Genomic DNA, 20,582 nt, shown 5'->3' with positions numbered 1-20,582 from the left:
ATCCATCATTTCATAGCCTGTTCAAGGCCATAAAGCAGTAAAGCTGCATCCAGCAGCCCTACACGTTTGTCTTCAAGCTGTATAAGGCCGACACTGTATTTATGAGCAGCCTTACTCACTGTGGACGGTAACGGTAATACATGCTCAGCGTTGTATCTTGACTGCCCCCACACTTCATCAACTTCCACTACCATTGGCTTATCAGACTTACCAATTGCCAACATACGAGGGTATGCCTTGCTCACACCCCGCTCGACATTATCATTACTCTCCTCCGCTACAATCCCTAATAGCTGGGACAGGGAAACCACTACCAGAGCGTCGCCATCAACATTAGCGATGCCCTTTATTCCTCTGTTACTGCGATGAGGTACCCAGCAACAGGACTGAGGTTTAAAAACACTCATAACAATGTCTGTATCTAATGCAAACCATTCAGAGCCAAGACGAAAAAGAGTCACTTTAGACCAGCCAGAGTCTGAAGCCGTCTTTTTTTCACGATAGAATTCACTGTATTTCTGCATCTCATCAGCATCAGGGAGTAACTGATCAGATAAACAATCCCGCCCGGCCTGAATATAAACCTGACAATTACGGCAATGAATAACCTCATTCAGAATGGAGCAAGTTGCCCCATGACTGGCCCAGACACCAATACTTCGCCAACAGGCATCAACTTGTGATTGATAGTCTGTCTGAATCAGCTCACTTGATGATTCCTCTTCTGCCATGGTTTCATTCCCTTAATGGTCCTTAATCAATACCTCAAGGTATACTTTCATCATCCAATACTCAGCTAATCAACCGACGTAGCCGTATTCTGAAATTTTCTGCCTTGCTCATATCTCCCTGGCGTTCACATACCATGGCACTGTGCAAAAGTGCCTCATGGTGCTCTGGATTCAGATACAACACTTTGCGAAAACAGTGAGAAGCGGCCTCCCACTCACCTTCAGCTTCACTGATAACCCCCATCATAAACTGGGCTTCCATATTTTCCGGACTTTGCTGTATCAGTTGCTGACACGACTCTCGTGCCTTATTCAGCTTACCGTTATCCACCAGACCCTCTATAGCCTCCAGCAACTCCTCACCGGTTAATACCTCCAATTCCGCTGGTGATGATTTATCAACCAGAGATTTTGACTGCTGTGGGGAGACTAATGTTGATACTGGTGCCTGATGTTTGACAGCAGGTTGATGAGCTGAATGCTGCTTTAGATTTCTGGAAGCCGTTTTTTTTCCAGGATTACCGACTTTTTGAGGCCTTACATTCGTATCAGAAAATTTGCGGGATATAGATTCAGAAACCATTCGATTTCGACAGCGTCGGACAGCTTGCTCAAACTCATTGACTGATTTCGTGAAACAAAAACGTTTATTACGATCGAGAGTATAAAAGCCCAGTTGAGCCATCGATGGCGCTTCACAATGCCCAACAATCAGCAGCCCATCATCCTTCAGATTCTGGCGCAGAGCCTTAGCCATTTTACGACGGCTTTCAGCATCCAGATATATCAGGAAATTCCGGCAAAAGATAACATCATAAGGCGCTGACTCTGTATTTTCAGGAAGACTTAACAAATTCGCCTGGTGAAAATCAACGCATTTCTTGACCGACGACTTCAGACGATACCCTTCACGAGTTTTATCAAAGTAAGGGGTCGAAAAGTCAGGCATTGTTCCTCTAAATGAAGCTCTCCCGTACTCAGCCTTGCAAGCTTTGTGTATCGCTTCACTATTAATATCAAAGCCATCAACAATAAATTGATCTTCCTGCAGGCCGGTATCCATTAACGCCATGACTATCGAGTAGGCTTCTTCACCACTGCTGCAAGGCATACTGGCAACTCGAAACGGACCAGGCGTACGTATATTGATTCTGCTGCTTAATGCTTTTTCCTGCAAAATTGCAAATGCCCTGAACTCACGGAAAAACCAGGTCTCCCCAACGGTTATTTCATCAATAAGAGCTGTCATTTCCGGTGGGGAGTCAATAACCAGAAGATAATATTCATCTGTACTATCAACCCCCACCGCATCCATGCGCCGCTGAATACTCTGGCTGACTGATTGCTGCCCTATCGACTCAGGATCCAAGCCTATATGCTGACGCAGTAACCCAGTCAGGGCATTAATTGACATGTCTCCCAGGCTCCCCACTATCCGTGTTCTGAGGGTAGAGCTGGCTTTTGAGCTCCGACGGAAGGATACCCTCCACCTCTAATCGATAGATTAATTCCTCTTCCACTGTTGCCGTAGCAGAATAAGGAATCCTCTTATTGCTGATGACCTGTGGAGTAAAGTCGCTCTCATCAAGCCTGATCGTTTCCGTAGCGCGTTCAGCAATTAAAGCCAACAATAACTTTTTATCTTCCTGCAGGTAGTTGACGACAACGATACGAGTACTCGCATAAGCAGAGCTTGTCTGCTGATGAAATAACATGGAAAGATCAATAACAGGTATCAGATTACCCCTATAATCCAGCATGCCAGAAACCTCTGGCGAAATATGTGTAATCTTTTTAATTGGCAGGAAAGGAATCACCTCAACAATAGCATCACTTGTTAAAGCGTAGGATTGCCCTGCAATTTCAAAGCGTAAGTAAATCATTGTTTGAATCATTCCGTGATTAAAGAGAACCCTCTAATTAAAACAAAGTACCTGATTAATGCGGCATCTCCCCATCAACTTGAAAGGATACGACTGACTGCTTTAGCCGCTCCGATTCATCGTTCAGATTTTCCACTACATTATTAGATATTCTCATTGAATCATTCAGATTACGTATTGTTTCACCCAACTGGCTCAAGGCTTCCTGTATCTGTTCAGCTCCATCAGACTGAGAGCGCATCCCCTGATGCACTGATTCAAAATGAGGTGCCAATGTTTGAACTTTCTCGACAATCTGACTTAATTGATCACTCACCCTGCAAGTCTCATCAACCCCCTGACGTATTTCATCAGAGAATTTCTCCATTCCCATGACCCCTGCTGATACAGCCGCCTGCATCTCCTTAACCATTTCCTCTATATCATAAGTTGCCACTGCCGTCTGATCAGCAAGTCGGCGAATCTCGGTCGCAACGGTACTGAACCCCACACCAAACTCTCCCGCTTTATCTGCTTCAATTGCGGCATTGACTGATAACAAGTTTGTTTGATCAGCAATTTTATTAATGGTTGTTACGACCACATTAATTTTTCCGGCTTTCTCATTCAAAACAGCCAGCTTATCCGAAATATTCTGTGACGCTGACACCATCTGCTCAACAGTTCCCCTCATTCGGGTAAGCCCCTCATGCCCCTGTTCAGCAAGTTCAGATGTATCATCAACCGCGCGGGCAACTTCATCCATATTACTGACTAATTCTCGGGAAGTTTGAGAAATCCCCTGAGACGTCGCCATAATTTCATGGGTTGTAGCTTCCTGTTCCTTGGCTGATGCGGCCTGTTCTTTTGTTGTCGCACTGATATTTACCGCGGTACTGGAGAGTTGAACACAGGACTTCTGCACATCATCAACAATCTTGGACAAACTATCCGCCATTTGGTTTGTGCCTGTCTTCAGCGTGTCAAAATCACCACAGGCATCCAGCTCGACTCTTTTGGAGAAGTCTCCAGAGGAAACGGAGGCCATCACCTCATGAACTTCAGCAATAATATTCTGCTGTCCTTCCAGCATTTTATTAAACGCCATAGCCGCCTGACCGGTCTCATCCTTACTGACAACGGGTAGACGCATTGAGAGCTTACCGGTTTGCTGGACAGCGACCATGGTGTCTGACATGGTTTTGATCGGTTTGGCAATAACCCTGGCAAGCAAAAGCGCTATCAAAATGATGAGTAATGCAGACACACAAACAATAACAAACATGGTACGCTGTGCTTCATGGAGAGGCAGAAAAGCCTCAGAAACATCAATTTCTGCCAGGATAGCCCAGGTTACATTATCCGAGACCTGGACAGGCTCATATGCAGAAAGAACTTCAGTACCATTGAAATCATGAATAATTTTTGAACCGGTTTGACCTTCAAATACATCATGAACTGCTGCAGTATCAACCTTCCCGCGGACAGGGTGCTCAAAGGAAGCATCAACCGAATGATAAACCGGGTCTTTAAACGAGTCAGAACGCATCAACTTATCCGAGCCGACCAGATACGTCTCCCCTGTTTCTCCCATTCCTGTACGCTCTGTCATTACTTCATCAATCGTATGTACTGATAACTTGAGCGCCAGCACCATCACAGCCTGACCTTCAGACATAACGGGAATAGCAATGAAAGCTGCAGGCTTGCCTCCACTCGGGGCATAAGGAGCAAAGTCAACCATATGAAAGCTTCCAGACTTCAAAGCACCTCTGACAACATCTCCCAGGCCACTGTCTCTATCGCTCCCTGTCAGCAGGTTAGTCTGATACTCACTCCCATGTTCAACGGTAAAGAAGCAAAAGCCTTTCGCATCGAATAAATAAATTTCGTCATACCCATTTCTTTTTATATAACGAGAAAAAACTCTTAACCCATTCTCTTCAAAATAGTTTATCGTTTTTTCCAGGCCATTCAGTGTAATATGCACTTCAAGCTGATCAGCCAAAGTTTCAATTTCTTGTTTATTTTTTTGAATTTGTTTCTGAATTTGATGGGCTTTTATTGTTCGGACGGCTTCCAAATGCTGGAAAGCATCATTCTCCAACGCCTCAACCTTTACACCCAGACTGAAAACACTAATAACCAACGACGGTATCAAACTGCACAATGTAATAACAACCAATAGTTTTTTTTTGAAATCCAGGCGGTTCCAGAAATTCATTTCCATGCCTCTTGATATTTCATTCCATGAATTTAATTTTTCAAATAAAAACAGCACCAACTCTTTTTATTAATATGCTCTCTAACAGAGAATACAGCCCCCAACTCTAGAGAGTTTAAGAATTAGAGTTCAACTGAAAGACAGCGACAGACTGCTGCAAGCGATCTGATTCACTATTCAATTCATCCACGATATTGTTGGACATCCGCATTGAATCATTCAGATTACGGATGGTTTCACTCAACTGAGAAAGCGCTTCTTTAATCTGTTCTGCACCATCGGACTGAGAACGCATCCCTGTATGAACCGACTCAAAGTGAGGCCCTAATGTCTGGACTTTTTCAACAATCAAACTCAGCTGACCACTGACCTGACGGGTATCATCAACACCCTGCCTGATTTCGTCTGAGAACTTTTCCATCCCCATCACTCCGGCGGAAACGGCGGCCTGCATCTCCTTAACCATCTCTTCAATATCGAAGGTTGCCACAGCTGTTTGATCTGCCAGACGCCGGATCTCAGTAGCTACGGTACTAAAGCCCACACCATACTCACCCGCTTTATCTGCTTCGATAGCTGCATTGACGGATAACAGATTGGTTTGATCCGCAATTTTATTAATAGTAGTCACTACCACATTAATTTTGTTGGCTTTCTCATTCAGCACAGTGAGTTTGTCGGAAATATTCTGGGATGCAAGCACCATCTGCTCAACTGTACCACTCATCCTTGCCAGCCCATCATGGCCCTGCTCTGCCAGACCAGACGTATCATCAACAGCCCGTGCCACCTCATCCATATTTTCCACCAGGTCACGGGCAGTTTTTGAGATGTGCTCTGAGGTAGCCATAATCTCATGGGTTGTCGCTTCCTGCTCTTTGGCGGAAGCGGCCTGCTCCTTGGTGGTCGCGCTGATATTAACCGCCGTGCTTGAAAGCTGAGTACCTGACTGCATTACATTATTCACCAGCTCAGAAATACTATTCGCCATATCGTTAAAGGACTGACCAAGCTGTGCCAGTTCGTTGGTACCAGGCGCATTAATCCTTGAGATTAAATTGCCTTTCGATATTTCCAGCGTGGCATTGACAACCCTGTCCAAACGATCCGTCAGGGCACGCGAATAAAACATGATCAACAGCCCCGCGAGAACCACAACAAGAATACAGGTCATAACCAGCTGTCTGATCAGAAAACCATTTTCAGTTTCATGCAGTCTATGCACAGTCTGAATCAACGCTTCAAGCTCACGGATCAATGCAGCTTCTTCCCCACCGGTCATTTGATCTACCTTCCGATAGGACAACGAATTATCAGGATCAAATACTTTTAGAGCGGTCATATGCAGCTGATTTAATTCCTCATGATGACGAATCACATCTTCAACACCGGCTGTATCGATCTCAAGTCCTGCCAGAATCCCCATCACTTCTGTCAAATACCTGGCGGAAAGTGTTTCCATTTCATGAAGCAGAGCGAGGTGAGAGTCATAAGCCTGCTGCTTATGACCACGAAGCAGAATATTCTTCCATTCATCCAACTGGCGGGTAACTGCAACTTCAGACTTTTCAAGAAGGAGGTCAGCCCGGTTTAATTGCTCAGTCTTCTGAAATAACCAGAAGCCCATGCCACCAAGCCCGGCCAACATGACAATAAAAACCAAAACCAGCATAACGAAAAGCTGCATCCTCAGCTTCACATTATTTAAAAACAGGTTCCACATGCAGATTTCCTTCCCAACTGACTGTTCTTATTGAATGAGTGGAGGTGGAGCTCAATTTATTCTCCACATCTAAATAAAGCCTAGCCGATTTGGTTCAACGGTTTAGAGTAATTACACCGTTTTGTTCTGCATTAAGTGAAATCAGGCAATGGTTCTGACTGTCAATTATTTGATGGGATCAACCAATCTTTATTATCTCTAGTCAAAGTTTCAACACATAAGATCGATAAAAAGCTGAAAGCCTTTGAAGGGTTAGTATCCCTTTAATTCCAGGCAAGTCTGAATTGTTATGTATAAAATCTGAAAGGAGCCAGAATAGTCAAACAGAAGTTTCAACGCATGTTAGCACTCGTGCACAGGGTGGGATTTTTGATGACGGTCTTGTTCAGGATACCAATGAAGCACCTTATCAAGCCGAGAACCCGAAAGCATTTGATCTATTATACATTCCCTTTATCCAGAAGTTTGACCCTCAAAACGAAGAATCGGAAAGGGATTTTTTCCAAAAAGTATATGAGCTTCTGGCGCCTCTTAGAGGACTTCTGGTCATTACAATCATTGGAATTGGCAGATCAGATGACAATACCGCTATCATGAAAGGGCTGAGAATTTCGAGGTTATTGAATCAGTCGGGCATTCCAGCTTCCAATATCAGAGTAATCACATCACACAGGCATAATTATGTACTGGCTAACAGAAACGACAGGAGAGATCTTTTCAAACCCAGTCCCGGGCCTCTACCGGAAAAGGACCGGTAAACTACAGGCAAATTCAGAACTAACCACAGGTATTGATATACAAAAAAATAAGAGGTCGAAAAACTTTCTCCTCCACTTTGTCTAATAGGAGAGAGAAAACAGTAAAAAAGTCTGCGATACTTATATCCTTAAACTCTCCTGCAGCCCTTTAAATTCAGAGATTTTAATTCAGAGTGAGAAATTCTGAGACCTTACTATTGCTCTATAACCTGAACGCCCTTCCTTGGCATATATCCCCACTCTTTTTTACGACGAAGAAACTGGAGCCATCCCACCAGTCGTAACAAATTAACCAGCTGTCGATAGCCGATGTTTTCAATAATCGCCACGAAGAGTAACTTTATATAACTTCTTGTCTCTTTATAACTTCTATTCCATCGTTCCTCCAGCCAGAGCGATAATAAACTGGTAAAGATACCAAACAGTGTCATCAGGCCTATATAAGCGAGCAGTGCATGAAATTCCAGTATGCCTGCTGCATAAGTGACCGTGATGACAAAGTAACCAAACAACTCCAGAACTGGCCCCAGTACATCAACAACCAGAATGACTAGCATGGATAACAACCCCACCCGACCGTATTTTGGGTTAAACAAGATAGAAATGTTATTGAAAAATGTCTCCAGACTACCCTGTTGCCAACGGGTACGCTGATTGCAAAATGATCGTATCGTACTAGGTACTTCTGTCCAGCATACAGGTTCGGGAACAGCTGCAATATGGTGTCTGGATGACAGGCTATCCCTTACGTAGCGATGCATTTCCATTACCAGCTCCATATCCTCCCCCATGGAACCTTTGGGATAGCCACCAATGTTGCAGACAATATCCTTTTTAAAGACACCAAAAGCACCTGATATCAGGGTTAACATACCAACACGACTCCACCCGTTTCTGGCGATCATAAAAGCCCTCAGGTATTCCACAACCTGAACTAATTCGAGAAAGGTTTTCGGCAACCCTACTTTTTCAACAATGCCATGCCGTACTTTGCAACCATTGAGAACACAAACCGTACCACCAACGGCTATGGTATGTTCCGGATCATCAACAAAAGGCTTGATGATCTTGAGCAGAGATTCTTCTTCCAGTAACGTATCTCCATCCATGACACAGAACAGGTCCGAACGGGCAACATTAATACCGGCATTAATGGCGTCGGCCTTTCCCCCGTTCTCCTTATCAATGACCAGCAGGTTGGTATTGAGGCGGCTGATATAAATATCCTTGACAGGTTCATGCTCCAGTTTCCACTCCGCCGCATAGTCTACCTTTTCCAGCTCATATCGGCTGATGAGCGTGTGTAGCGTCTGATCACTGGAGCCGTCATTAATCACGATCACCTGGTAGTCTGGATATTTCAGCGCTAGCAGTGCATCAACGCTAACCTCTACCAGTGCCTCTTCATTAAAAACAGGAGTCAGTATTGTTACGGGTGGGGCCAGACCCGATGAGATAAACAACTCTTCGCTGAACGATTCTTTGGACTTATTATGAATGATTAACACAAACAGAACGGGGAGTAGTTGAATAAGTGCAATGATCAGGGTATTAGTGATAAAAAAAAGACTGACCAGTTCAATTTCCTGGGCATATTGCTGAAGAAACGTTTGTGCCTGATCCATCACGTTCACGGTTTCATCCCTCAATGTTCACTGGCTTTTGCTGTTCCAACAACACACTTTTTGCAATCTCTCCAGCCCTGCCCTCCCTGCTGACAGCCAGATCCAGCACTCGATGTCCCGCATCTCCCAACTGGTAAAGTGCACAGGCACAATGATAAGTCACCAGCCAGTCTTCATCGTTCAGCCCTGTATAAAGGGCATTTATCAACTCCGGCTGCTTTTGTGTTTCCGACAGTTCAGCGGCCATTCGACGAACCCGTACCGAATCATCAGCCAGCGCTTCCTGCAATATCAGATTGTCGATAGCTGGGCACACAGTTTTCATTATCAGCAGCATGTGGTATCGGATACGCTCATCCTTCTCCTGCAGCATACTGTGAAAGTAACCTATCTCAATGGGAGCCCGTAACTCCTGTAAAGCGTGCATCGCACCTATGCGAATCGCCGTCGGCATACGGATATGGACAGCTGCCTTCAACAAATCCTCAATACCGGCAGAATCTGTATTTCTCAGGATATCCGCCACCAGTAACCAGGAGATATTCCTGTTTTTTTCTAACGTATCAATGACCGGTATGACATAGCAGGCATCTTTTTTCAAAAGAACCCTCATTGCCAGAAACCTTAATCGCTCAGGCTCTGTGTAATTAATCATTATCTGAAATAGCCACGCATCAGACAGTCTTGAAGAGTGGTAGAGTATCTGAATAGCCTTCATGCGCTTTTCTGCATTGTTACCATCCAGAAAGTCCGACAGGTATGCATACACCCCAAGCTCCTCAAGCACGAGGGTAAGCTTTTCTGCTGACCCTCCTTTTAAAGACCTGAAAAGCTCATCCGCTATTTCAACCAGTAACCAGTTATCACTTTGTCTAAGCGACAAAGTTTTTTTATCGACTGTTTCAAGAGGGCTAAAGAGGTAGGTTGACAACCATTGACTTAACGTCTTCCGGCGATACTGTTGCTTCACTTCAATTTTATGCCGGTAGAACCGTACCATGATTTCAATGACCATCATGGCAAGTGAGATAGTGGCCAGTGCCAGCCCAGTATACCAGATGATCAACCATTCCATGGTTCTGGCCCCTAAAAGAAAAATGTCAGTCCAACGGATAACTCTTCACGAACATAGAAGGTTGCCAACCTGTCTCGACTGTATCCCGTTCGTAGCCTCATATTCTCCGAATATCGATACTCCGTACCAGCAAACCAGCTATCCGCTTCAATCACCCGGTTACTGTCCAATTCATGGGCATTGGAATATCCGGCATAGGCTCGCCAGTTACCTCCAGGGTGCCAGTCACCTTTGATGAGCATATCAACAGTATGTGGGGTACGGCGGCTGTCGGTAATGATCCCCTGGACAGAAAAAGCCAGCAGGTCATTGATGTAGTAGGTCGTTCCCGGTTTAACTGAGTAGACAGTGTTATCACCATACCACTCCCCCTTGAAACTGCCATTTAACGCCCAGGGGGTACTTCTGTCCGGTCGGTACTCTAGACGAAACTCTGCTTTACGGAATGGCAGAAAGCTGGCGTCAGGGGCCAAAGTAATATGTGCAGATCCGGAATATTGGGCCGACAACCTCTGGTACACTGAGACCCCGACAGCCACATCTTTCATGCCAAAGCGCTGCTCTTCTCTGGCCTGAATGGCAACCGCCATCCCCCCATTGAACTTTCTCGAAAGACTGTACTGGTGTTTGTGCCAGTGGCGCAGCTGCGGATTGTTAAAAACCGTCGTCGATGCACCAATATCAGCACGCCAGAGCCTGACCTCAGCTCTGCTCATAGAAGAAAGTATAAGAAGCAATAGTAAAAATGAGGTATACCAACCATTGGTAAACCTTAAGGCTGATTCAGCAGTGAGGCATGGTGATCTGTTTTTTATACAATTCGATGACATTCCTTTGCCATATCCGTTATATCAATCATCAGGTGGATTATTGTATCGGCAACACTTTTTGAACCCTTGCCAGCAACTCAACAGGATCAAAGGGTTTGCAGATATAGTCACTGGCTCCCAACTCAAGCCCTTTGGCAATATTGTTCTGTTGATTCAGCGCTGACAGCATGATGGCTGGAACGTCCCTGGTTTCCGCCGAACTCCTGATTTTATGCAGTACAGCAAATCCATCCAGGCCGGGCATCATACAATCCAGTATCATCAGGTCAGGGTGGTGTTCCTGGGCATACTGAACGGCATCAATACCATTGCTGCAGGTGGTCACCTGATACCCTTCCCGGTTTAAAAGGTTACATAGCACCCCGGTAATCATGACATCATCATCCACCAGCAAGATGTTATATGAGGCATGATTCAGAGTATCCCTGACTTTATCCAGCAACACCGCACCATCACAGGGTTTAGTCAGGTAATCACTGGCTCCCCGGGACAGACAGTTAACCACGATCTCCATATCTTCTACGGCGGAAAGCATTACGACAGGTGTTTTTTCAAGCTCAGGGATTGCCTTTAACTGCTCAAGCAGTGCCATGCCTGTTGTATCGGGTAAATTGATATCCAGAAAAATCAAATCAGGGGTTGATCTTTTGATGTTATCCAGCGCTTCGGCCCCGGTCATAGCCATCGTTGTTGAATAGGATTCCTGCTCCAGAACCAACTTAACGGCTTTACCGAGCATGATGTCATCATCAATCAACAAAATAGCGGCTACTGACGCTTCACCAGACTCTCCACTCTCAGTAACCTCAACTTTCAGGGGAGCTGACTCTTCCTTGTTTTCATCACCCAGAGCCTCATTGATGGCATCAATCAGTTCCGAAGCCAGCAACTGTAGCTGAGCCATAGCATCCGCATTTATTGAACGCCCGGATTCTGCAGTGTGAATACTGCCAAGCAAACAGTCCAGGGGCGCTGCGGTATCACTTATTCGGTTAAATCCATAGGTTGCTCCCGTGCCCGCCAGATTATGTGCGATGGTCTTCAGCCGGGAACAAGCCATTCCTTCGGGTTGCTCCAGTTCAGGATCAACCAGCAACTGGTTGAGCTCACTCCGGAGCCCCGAGAGAGATGTCAGATACTCCTTTTGGAGCTGGCGCATTTGCGCTTTAAATTGTTCCGAGTTATCCATTTTATTACCAGTGCAATGCCATCATTATTACTGTGCATTCCAAAGCGTATTGAGCTGATCCGGTAATGCCATCGGATCAAAGGGTTTTGGAATAACACCGCAGACACCTAACTCCATATACCGTTCAACTTCGGTGGCTTGTACCTTAGCTGTCATGAAAACCACCGGAACCTGTTGATAGCCCTCCAGCTTCTTAAGCTCTTTAAACACGTCAATACCACTCATAACCGGCATCATCACATCCAGAAGTACTAACTGAGGCCTGAGGGTTTTCGCTTTTTCCAACGCTTCCACGCCGGATTCACAACTTGTAATCTTGAATTGCCCAACGGTAGCCAGAGTTAATTCGGTAATCTTGCGAATATCGGCATCATCTTCAACGTGCAATATTTCAACCAGCGGCTCTTTCATTTTTCTCCCCTTGTAATGAGGCTGGCCCTCACAATAGAAGTATCATCGGCGGATCAAGCAACGGGTTAACAGGTATAAATAACTGGACAGATATTTCATATAACCAGCTATTTAAGAACAAGGGAGTTATTTCCCTTTGGAAGCTATGAGAAATTTGAAAGAACCCGATTGATCGCTTGGAGATACCTGTCCTGCCCTGGTTTTTTCCATGGAAGTGATCAGGGCCAGTAAAAGAGCAGTAATTCGGGACTGGTCATGTTCACTGATAGACTGCTGCCCATTGGTTGCCATTACGTCATCCAGAACATGCGACAAAATTCTAGCTGAATCTGAAAGATCCGGAAAACCAAATGATTCACCAGACCCCTTGAGCTTGAAGGCAGTATTCCGTAATTCATTAAGATCCATCAGCGACATTTCTCTGGTTTCCAATTCGACAAGAAGTCTCTGAATGTTCTCAATGGTTTGCTGGAGAGTATCGAGATAATTGTGTTTTAACTGATCAACATTTTGGCTGATGGAACTACTGTTTTTTTCATGAAAATCGTGCCAGATTGACTCAACTGTTTCAGGCAACGTTGAAGGTTGAAATGGTTTGCAGATTACTCCCGACACTCCCATATTTTTATACTCCTCAATGGATTCCATTGAGTTTTTCGCCGTTATAAAAATAAAAGGTATGTGCTGGTATTGTGGAAGCTCTTTGAGCTGTTGCAACAGCTCTGGACCACTGACATCAGGCATCATTACATCAAGAATGACCAGCTGAGGATGAAGTGTTTTACACACCTCAAGGGCTTTCACACCGCTGTCAAAGACATCCACTTTATAAGGCCCCTGCTGACTAAGTGCAAAGCGCACCAGCTCCCTGATATCGTCATCATCATCAACATATAAAATATTTTGCAGTGATAAGCCCATAATGCCTGTCTCAATCTATTTAATCATGAGTACTCAGACCATCGGCCTTCCATCCTCAAACTTGATTAGTAGCTGACCCTATAACATTACCAACCAGGCTTGACTCCGGCTTATAAGTAGTTGAGCAAATGGAATCGAATATTTCTGGATGAGTGGACAGTTACTATGCAAGGCACAACGACGGGAGCATAGCCGTAGCTATGTGACCAGAGTTGTAACACCGCACAACTGCATGGATGCAGGGGTTAGAGCAACGCATGGAGCAGTTGCCGGGAGTGACTGACCACTTGTTCAGAAAATATGATTTCATTTGGTTAACTACTTACAACAGGCAAATCAAAGTAAAAAGTAGCCCCCTGTCCAGGTTCACTGTGGAGCCCAATGATTCCACCATGGAGTTCAATAATCGCTTGCGAAATTGCCAGACCAAGCCCTGTCCCCCCTTTACTTCGGGTATCAGAGCTGTCTGCCTGCATAAAACGGCCAAATATTTGAGACTTGAACTCATCAGGAACCCCCGGACCATGATCAATAACCAGCACACGAACCCACTCCTCATCCGATTCGAGTTTGATTGATACAATTTCATCCTTAGGAGAGAATTTGACCGCATTGGAAATCAGGTTAGCCAGCACCTGTTTAAGCCTTTGCTTATCCCCATGCACCCTGTCAGCAAAGCCAAGCGTACCCTCTCCTTTCAGTCTTATATTGCGTGAGTACGCGTAATGTTCACTCTCTTTAATAACCTGCTCAACCAGATCCGCAAGATCAACCTCTTCAAGAGAAAGTTCCATTTTCCCTGAATTAATCTTTTCAAGATCCAGCAAATCATTTATCAGGAAGAGAAGGCGCTCGGCATTACGATCAGCAGTAGTCAGAAGATCCTGCATCTGCGGCTCCAGCGAAGCTTGTCCTAGCTGAATTAATAATCTGAGAGCCCCCCGGATTGATGTCAGAGGTGTTCTAAGCTCGTGACTAACAGTCGAGACAAACTCCCGCTGGAGTTTTTCCACTTTTTTCCGTTCAGTGATGTCCCGGGCAACGAACAGCAGCCCCTGTACACCTCCCGAAGCATCAAATACCCTTTTTGCTGTTAACGCCACTGGAATATATTGCCCCTCTTTGGTGATGTAACTCAGTTCCCTTTTATTGACATTATCTTGTCCGTCCTGCTCATCCTCAGGCTGCCCCCTCCGGGTGAACATCCGCTGAATATTGTCAACCTCTTCCTGATCATGCAGTTCAATGACCGACTTTCCCGTTAGCTCATCGGTGGTATAGCCAAGCATATGCTCACTACCTTTATTTACCATGCTGACCAAGCCTTCAGAATTGGTAAAAATGATACTGTAGGAGACACTGTCCAGAATCGCCTGTCTCAATATGGTACTCTGATAAAGTGATTGCTCAGCCTTGCACCGTGACATCTCATGGCCAATCCATTGGGCAAATAGCTGAATAAGCTGAAAATCCCCCTTTCGGAACCCATCTGAACGAGGCTCAGCACTGGAAAAATTTATTGTTCCATAACACACGCCATCAACCAGAATTCGAGCACCAAGGTAAGACTCCAATCCAAAGGATTGATAACAGGGATGATCTTTAATCTGGCTTTTGCCTGCATAATCAAACCCTGTGGGCACGCCGGAAATTAACGTGTGAATACAGTAGGTATTACCGAGAGGAAATGAAGTGCCCACCGATGGTGCACCATCATCAGTTGAAACGTACTCCACCGTGTAGGACTCATTTTCAATACGACTGATAATCGCCAGCGGCATGTCAAAAATCGTACACCCAAGCTCCAGCAACCGCTGTAACTTCTGCGGTAAATCCAATTCGGTTAACGATATGACGTTATGAAACTTCTCCAGTGCTTTGGTATAACTTTCAAGCTCGGCCTCTGCTTTTTTTCGTATTGAAATATCCCGAACAATCCCAATAAACAAGGTTCGCTGGTCACGCTGGTCACGCTGGTCACGCTGGTCACCAAGCGTAATGTCACTTATCGCCAGCTCCATAGGAAATACCGAACCGTCCTTACGCAGCCCTTGAGCCTCTCTTCCAATACCGATCACCTTTCTGACACCGGTATTCAGGTAATTTTGAAGATAACCATCATGATGACTCTGATAGGGTTCAGGCATCAACATTTTGATATTTTTACCTTGAACATCATGGGCATGATAACCAAATATCTTTTCTGCAGCGGGGTTAAAATCCTCTATCAAGCCACGGGTATTGATACTGATAATGGCATCAACCGCATTGTCTATCACGGCTTTATGACGAGCCTGACTGTTAAGAAGGTCGTTTTCCCGTTCCTGGATCTGATGACACATGTTGCGAAATGCAGTGAGCACTCTGCCCACTTCGTCATTGGCCGAGTCACGATATGAAATATCGCGATAGTTTCCCTCTGCAACTTTTCCGGTAACCTCCATCAGCTGCTTAATGGGAATCCATACCCACAGGTTCTGCAGCAATGCGATCAACACCATGGATAACAATGCAATGACAATTATCAAGAGTTCAAAGTTATAAATACGTTCTATTTCAACTGCCAGCGCTGATTCCAAATCAATAAAAACCTGGATCTCAGCGACAGTCCTCCCCTCAAATACAATAGTATCTTTCAATAACTCTATACTATTCTCATCAGGAAGGTCGACAGTCTCGAGAGGGTACAGTTGCAACTGTTTTTCATCATAAAGTTGTACCAGATGCCAGTCAGTCTTAGTTGCTAATACCGAGTCAACTGTATGATGTACTCTGGCTAAATCGCTGTTGAGAATATCTGGAAGCAAGGCCATACCCAGCAGGTTAATAAAGACCCGCTCACTCTTCAGTATGTGTTTACGCTCATCATTAATTAGCTGTGGCAGCCAGTAAGAGTGGATAAATAGAATTAAAAACCCAAATGCCAGGACAATAGGGGATAGCGACTTAATCCGTAGACTCATCGCTCCCCCTACCTAACATAGAACTCTTCCAGCCCCATACTGCGTATAGGTGCATAATCATTCAGGCTCGTACTACCCGGTACCTTCATTGGAATCCTCTCCAGTAAACCCCTGCCCTTCTTACTGTCGGCTAATTCGATAAAAGCTGATCTGAATTGCTCCTTTACCGTGTCCGTAACCCTTGGATGCGACACCACTGGATGACTTGCCACCCTGGGTGTTTTATACAAAACCCGTAGTTGGTCTCGTATACGTCTGGGCTGAAGGGACAATGTTCTCTGCACCCCACCACCAGCGGAGGCCTTGCCCAGCAGAACATTGAGATACACTGAGCTATGACTCTTCACGTACAGTTCATTCACCTGGATACGGTAGGTTCGGGAGAACTCAGCCCGTGGGATTAAAGCCGCACCCAATGCGTTGGGAGAGGGAAAAGCCACGGTTTTTCCTGCCAGCTCCTCAACCGACTGTAACGAGCTGTCATTCCTGACCACCAGGATGCCATAAAGTTGTCGGCTCAGATCCCGGATCAGCGGTATATACCCCTGCTCATGGCTAGCTACAATAGCGTGATAGGGGTTCATATACGCAAAATCAAACTTCCCCTCCTGAAACTGCTTTTCAAACTCAGGTATGGACGGAGATGGATGGAATTGAAATTGAAGTCCACTTATTATCTCTAACTCATCAAGTACCGGCTGCCAGGTTTCAACCGTTTGTTGAACAGCAAACTGAGGCACCACACCAAATAAGTACACTCTTTGACTCTCTGCCATCGCAGAAAATGACAGAAATAAGCAAGACAGAATACAGCCAGTGCCTATGAAGCGGATTTTTTCCATAAAAGACTCCAGCTTTTTCATGGCTGATCAGATGTAAATATGCATTCTGTCTAATTGTGAGTACAGATGCACATGCTACAGGAAACTATGTGACTCCATGATCAAGTTGATGCACAAAATTGCGACCAGGCATGTGAGTATCGCACTTGAAGCTGGAGCTAACATTGATAAATACCTACTTCTGACTCACTCCCCCTCTATTCATGGCTTTCTCATGACCGGTGTTTTGTAAATCAAACTCAACATAAAATACGGTTCCTTTTCCATTAGCTGAAGTAAAGCCAATATCCCCCCCCAATGCAGTAATAATTTTTTTGCAGATATAAAGGCCCAAACCTGCGCCCTGAACAGCACGGGTAGAGGATGAATCAACCTGAGTAAAGCGCTCAAAAATAACCTCTTTAAAGTCTTCCGGTATCCCTGGCCCTTGATCAGCCACCTCAATTCTCAATTTGTTTTCTATGATTTGAGACCGGATAACAACATCACTGCCTTCAGGAGAGAACTTGATCGCATTTGAGAGAAAATTAATGAGCACCTGCTCCAATCGATGCTGATCGGTATTAATGACTACCCCTTTAGCATCCCCCTCAACAATAATGCTTGAATGATACTGTTCACAGTACACGGCCTGATTTCTAACGATACTCTGAATGAGTTGATCTACGTCGGTGACTGCAATGTCAAACTCCAGTTTATTCTCACTCAGCTTCTCTACATCCAAAATATCATTAACCAGCCGGTTAAGCCGTTTGCTGTTCTTATGCGCTATATCGAGTATTTCCTGCATTTTTTCTGGTAATGCCTGATTCATCTGCCCGAAAAGAGCCAGCGCTCCATGAATAGAGGTCAGTGGTGTGCGCAATTCATGGCTGACAACAGATAGAAATTCAGACTTCACTCTGCTGGCCTCTTTCAGTTTGATATTTTTCTCTTCAAGAACCCGGGTCATCTGATCAGCATACTGCAGTGCCATCCTGTTCATCCGTGTCATAAAAAGAAAGAGACCCAATAAAAGACTGTCAATAATAATGCCTGCAATTAATATGATATATGGCTGATTGGAGCTGGTCGCAAGACGAAAAGCCTGACCCGATTCGATATCAAACACCCAGGTTCTACCGTACATTTCCACTTCAGACGTTCTGGCAAAGAGTGGATCTGAATCCACGTCTCTTTCCTGCGGGTTATCTTCATAGAGCAAAACATCCGCATCACTGATTTTGATCCGAAGATATCTGTTCTCCTTTGCCAGTGTTCCTTTCATCAGCTCCCTCATGATAAAGGGCGCATAAGAGACACCAAGGATTGATTGCTGGCGCTCAATAAGGGTTTCAGGAATACCTGATGATTTGTAGACCGGCGTATAAAATAAAAAACCCGGTGTTTTCTCGGCATCCTGAACCAGAATGATGGGGCCAGTCACTTGAGCTGCACCTTCATCCCGGGCACGCTGAATGGCCTGATAGCGGTTTTGCTCAAACGCCATATCAAGCCCTATCGCCTGCCGGTTGGTTGCCTCTGGTTCAATGTATGTTATTGGCCAGTACTCTTTTTCACTGTGTTGCGGATGTATCCGGTAGTCTGGTCGGCTTGCTCTCTCATTCGCTAAATACTGATCCAAGTCCTTAGGCTGAATATTGAAAATAACACCAATACCGTTTATTCCGGGATAGGTCTGATCTATATCCAGACTTTTTGCATACATCTTCCACTGATCATAGGAGACTTGGTTATTACTGGAGTCAATCAATGCTGCTGCACTCCTGAGCGCATTTTCGTATAGCTCCATCCTCTCCTTCACCAGCCTGATGATGTGCTCGGACTCACGATCAAATTTACTCTTATTCTTCTGCACTACCTGCTGGCTTGAAAACTGCCAGGCTCCCACGGTTAGAAGCAGAGAAAGAACCACAATAACCCAGTGAAATCGGTGTAAGCGACCACCTTTTTCAAGCCTCGCTCTCAATGCTACGCTATCGAGTGCTTTTGCATTCCCTGTATTCATGGTTCTTTCAACGGTTGATTACCCCAAAATATTTATATCGTTTACTATGAAAGTTCCTTGACAAAGCTTTATTTACAAGCAAAGTGAGTTCGACACTCAGAAAGCCATAGGCATCCCTTCTGTCAGAAAATCTGCGAGCAAGTGACTTTTAAGAAATACAGTTTATGGAAGTTATTAATTCACTATTATCCAGCTCAAAAATAACTCAGATTCCTGTTATTTAGGCCGGTTTACCGGCTTCCAGATACATTAACCCTGCGTCCGAATCATCTGATCCAGTCTAACCATGTTTGCCAGAGCGAATAACATCGCCAGTTTGCCATCATTTTTCAGCAGTCCCCCGATAACGGGCTTTGATAAACCCAAACTGGCATTTGATGATTCTGAAGGGATGTTCCACCTTGGCTCGGATGCTGGCTTTAAGTTATTCCGTTTTCAAAATGACTTTATTGATTCGAGGATGTTTCCTCAGTTTCTTCAACTTGCCTGGCTGTTCGGCTATATGCCACTGTACATCGTCTGTATTGAGCTCTTTTCGCTTCTCAGCGCCTCGGTAGCCGGCATCGGCAAAGACAAACTGTTCACCACCATGCAACAGGTTACTGGCTTGATTAAGGTCATGTTCATTGACGGCGGTTGTCGCCAGACTATGAGTCAAACCTGTACGGGCATCGACACCAATATGCGCCTTCATGCCGAAATACCACTGGTTACCCTTTCTGGTCTGGTGCATTTGGGGATCTCGCTGTCCCGTTTGATTCTTTGTCGATGTCGGCGCTTCGATGATCGTGGCATCGACCAGTGAGCCTTCTTTCAAAACGATACCAGACTCAGTAAGCCATTGGTTTACGTCCGTGAAAATAGCCCGAGCCAGATTGTGAGCCTCCAGCAGGTGCCGAAAGTTCATGATGGTTGTACGATCCGGAATCGATTTATCCAGAGATAGTCCGCTAAATAGTCTCATGGATGCAATTTCATAAAGGGCATCTTCCATGGCCGGATCACTGAGGCTATACCATTGTTGAAGACAGTGTATTCGAAGCATGGTGGACAGCGGGTAAGGCCTACGGCCATTCCCGGGTTTGGGGTAATAAGGCTCAATAATTGCCTCAAGACGATGCCAGGGAATCAGTTTATCCATACGGGCAAGGAATATTTCTTTGCGGGTCTGGCGACGCTTTTGAGTGAATTCAGCGTCCGAAAAGCTGAGTTGTTGGTCCATGGCTAATCTCCAGCAAGGGCTGAGAGGAGATTAGCTTATTATCGGGGGACTTAATCGCAGGCTCCTTAGGGCAATACTCCGGACACTATTATGCAGCGATAGCACCATAGCTACTTAGCTCCTCATAAGTATTCATGACTTTTTCGTCATTCATTGCCAAGCCTAACTTCTCAAAAACTCTGTGCATCAGGTTCTGAT

14 protein-coding genes and 1 pseudogene are annotated in these 20,582 nt (G+C 45.1%); all 15 read right to left on the bottom strand.

All coding sequences use genetic code 11. The annotated features are described in order from the left end of the window. Nucleotides 1–5: 5 nt before the first annotated feature. The 15 genes and pseudogenes from AK963_RS04270 to AK963_RS04190 all read right to left on the bottom strand — a co-directional run bounded on the left by AK963_RS04270 (nt 6) and on the right by AK963_RS04190 (nt 20,384). On the bottom strand, nt 6–731 hold the full coding sequence (locus AK963_RS04270; RefSeq protein ID WP_066014239.1) for a chemotaxis protein CheW: 726 nt from the start codon (nt 729–731) through the stop codon (nt 6–8). A 61-nt stretch (nt 732–792) separates the two neighbouring features. Then, the gene (locus tag AK963_RS04265; RefSeq protein WP_066014238.1) at nt 793–2,145 is read right to left on the bottom strand and encodes a CheR family methyltransferase; all 1,353 of its coding nucleotides are present in this window, start codon (nt 2,143–2,145) and stop codon (nt 793–795) included. Continuing rightward, nucleotides 2,135–2,614 carry a chemotaxis protein CheW gene (locus AK963_RS04260; RefSeq protein ID WP_066014237.1) on the bottom strand — a complete coding sequence of 160 codons (480 nt, stop codon included), beginning with the start codon at nt 2,612–2,614 and terminating at the stop codon, nt 2,135–2,137. Before AK963_RS04260 ends, AK963_RS04265 begins: the two co-directional genes overlap by 11 nt. A gap of 55 nt (nt 2,615–2,669) precedes the next feature. Continuing rightward, complete coding sequence (locus tag AK963_RS04255; RefSeq protein ID WP_175404431.1) at nt 2,670–4,817, bottom strand: methyl-accepting chemotaxis protein; 2,148 nt, start codon at nt 4,815–4,817, stop codon at nt 2,670–2,672. Between the two features lie 115 nt (nt 4,818–4,932). Then, complete coding sequence (locus AK963_RS04250) at nt 4,933–6,489, bottom strand: methyl-accepting chemotaxis protein (RefSeq protein WP_175404430.1); 1,557 nt, start codon at nt 6,487–6,489, stop codon at nt 4,933–4,935. Between the two features lie 1,003 nt (nt 6,490–7,492). Continuing rightward, a complete protein-coding gene (locus AK963_RS04240; RefSeq protein WP_238593638.1) occupies nt 7,493–8,923 on the bottom strand; it encodes a glycosyltransferase family 2 protein in 1,431 nt (476 codons plus the stop codon). Between the two features lie 13 nt (nt 8,924–8,936). Beyond that, a complete protein-coding gene (locus tag AK963_RS04235; protein ID WP_066014233.1) occupies nt 8,937–9,998 on the bottom strand; it encodes a HEAT repeat domain-containing protein in 1,062 nt (353 codons plus the stop codon). An 11-nt stretch (nt 9,999–10,009) separates the two neighbouring features. Next, a complete protein-coding gene (locus AK963_RS04230; protein WP_175404429.1) occupies nt 10,010–10,714 on the bottom strand; it encodes a YaiO family outer membrane beta-barrel protein in 705 nt (234 codons plus the stop codon). A gap of 151 nt (nt 10,715–10,865) precedes the next feature. After that, nucleotides 10,866–12,017, bottom strand: a complete 1,152-nt coding sequence (locus AK963_RS04225; protein ID WP_066014231.1) for a response regulator — start codon at nt 12,015–12,017, stop codon at nt 10,866–10,868. A 27-nt stretch (nt 12,018–12,044) separates the two neighbouring features. Further along, entirely contained in the window at nt 12,045–12,428 is a 384-nt protein-coding gene (locus AK963_RS04220) for a response regulator (protein WP_066014230.1), read from the bottom strand. Between the two features lie 126 nt (nt 12,429–12,554). Continuing rightward, nucleotides 12,555–13,349, bottom strand: coding sequence for a response regulator (locus AK963_RS04215; protein WP_066014229.1), 795 nt, complete (start codon nt 13,347–13,349; stop codon nt 12,555–12,557). A 314-nt stretch (nt 13,350–13,663) separates the two neighbouring features. Next, nucleotides 13,664–16,312: a PAS domain S-box protein gene (locus AK963_RS04210; protein WP_066014228.1), complete on the bottom strand. Its 2,649-nt coding sequence runs from the start codon at nt 16,310–16,312 to the stop codon at nt 13,664–13,666. A gap of 8 nt (nt 16,313–16,320) precedes the next feature. Beyond that, the gene (locus AK963_RS04205; protein WP_083232454.1) at nt 16,321–17,154 is read right to left on the bottom strand and encodes a phosphate/phosphite/phosphonate ABC transporter substrate-binding protein; all 834 of its coding nucleotides are present in this window, start codon (nt 17,152–17,154) and stop codon (nt 16,321–16,323) included. 175 nt (nt 17,155–17,329) lie between these two features. After that, the gene (locus AK963_RS04200; RefSeq protein WP_083232449.1) at nt 17,330–19,162 is read right to left on the bottom strand and encodes a CHASE domain-containing protein; all 1,833 of its coding nucleotides are present in this window, start codon (nt 19,160–19,162) and stop codon (nt 17,330–17,332) included. Nucleotides 19,163–19,411: 249 nt separating this feature from the next. After that, nucleotides 19,412–20,384, bottom strand: a pseudogene (locus AK963_RS04190) (IS5 family transposase). Nucleotides 20,385–20,582 lie beyond the last annotated feature (198 nt).

Origin of the sequence: Endozoicomonas atrinae (assembly GCF_001647025.1) — a bacterium.
GTDB classification, from domain to species: Bacteria; Pseudomonadota; Gammaproteobacteria; order Pseudomonadales; family Endozoicomonadaceae; genus Endozoicomonas; species Endozoicomonas atrinae.
This window is presented reverse-complemented; position numbering and strand designations above follow the sequence as displayed.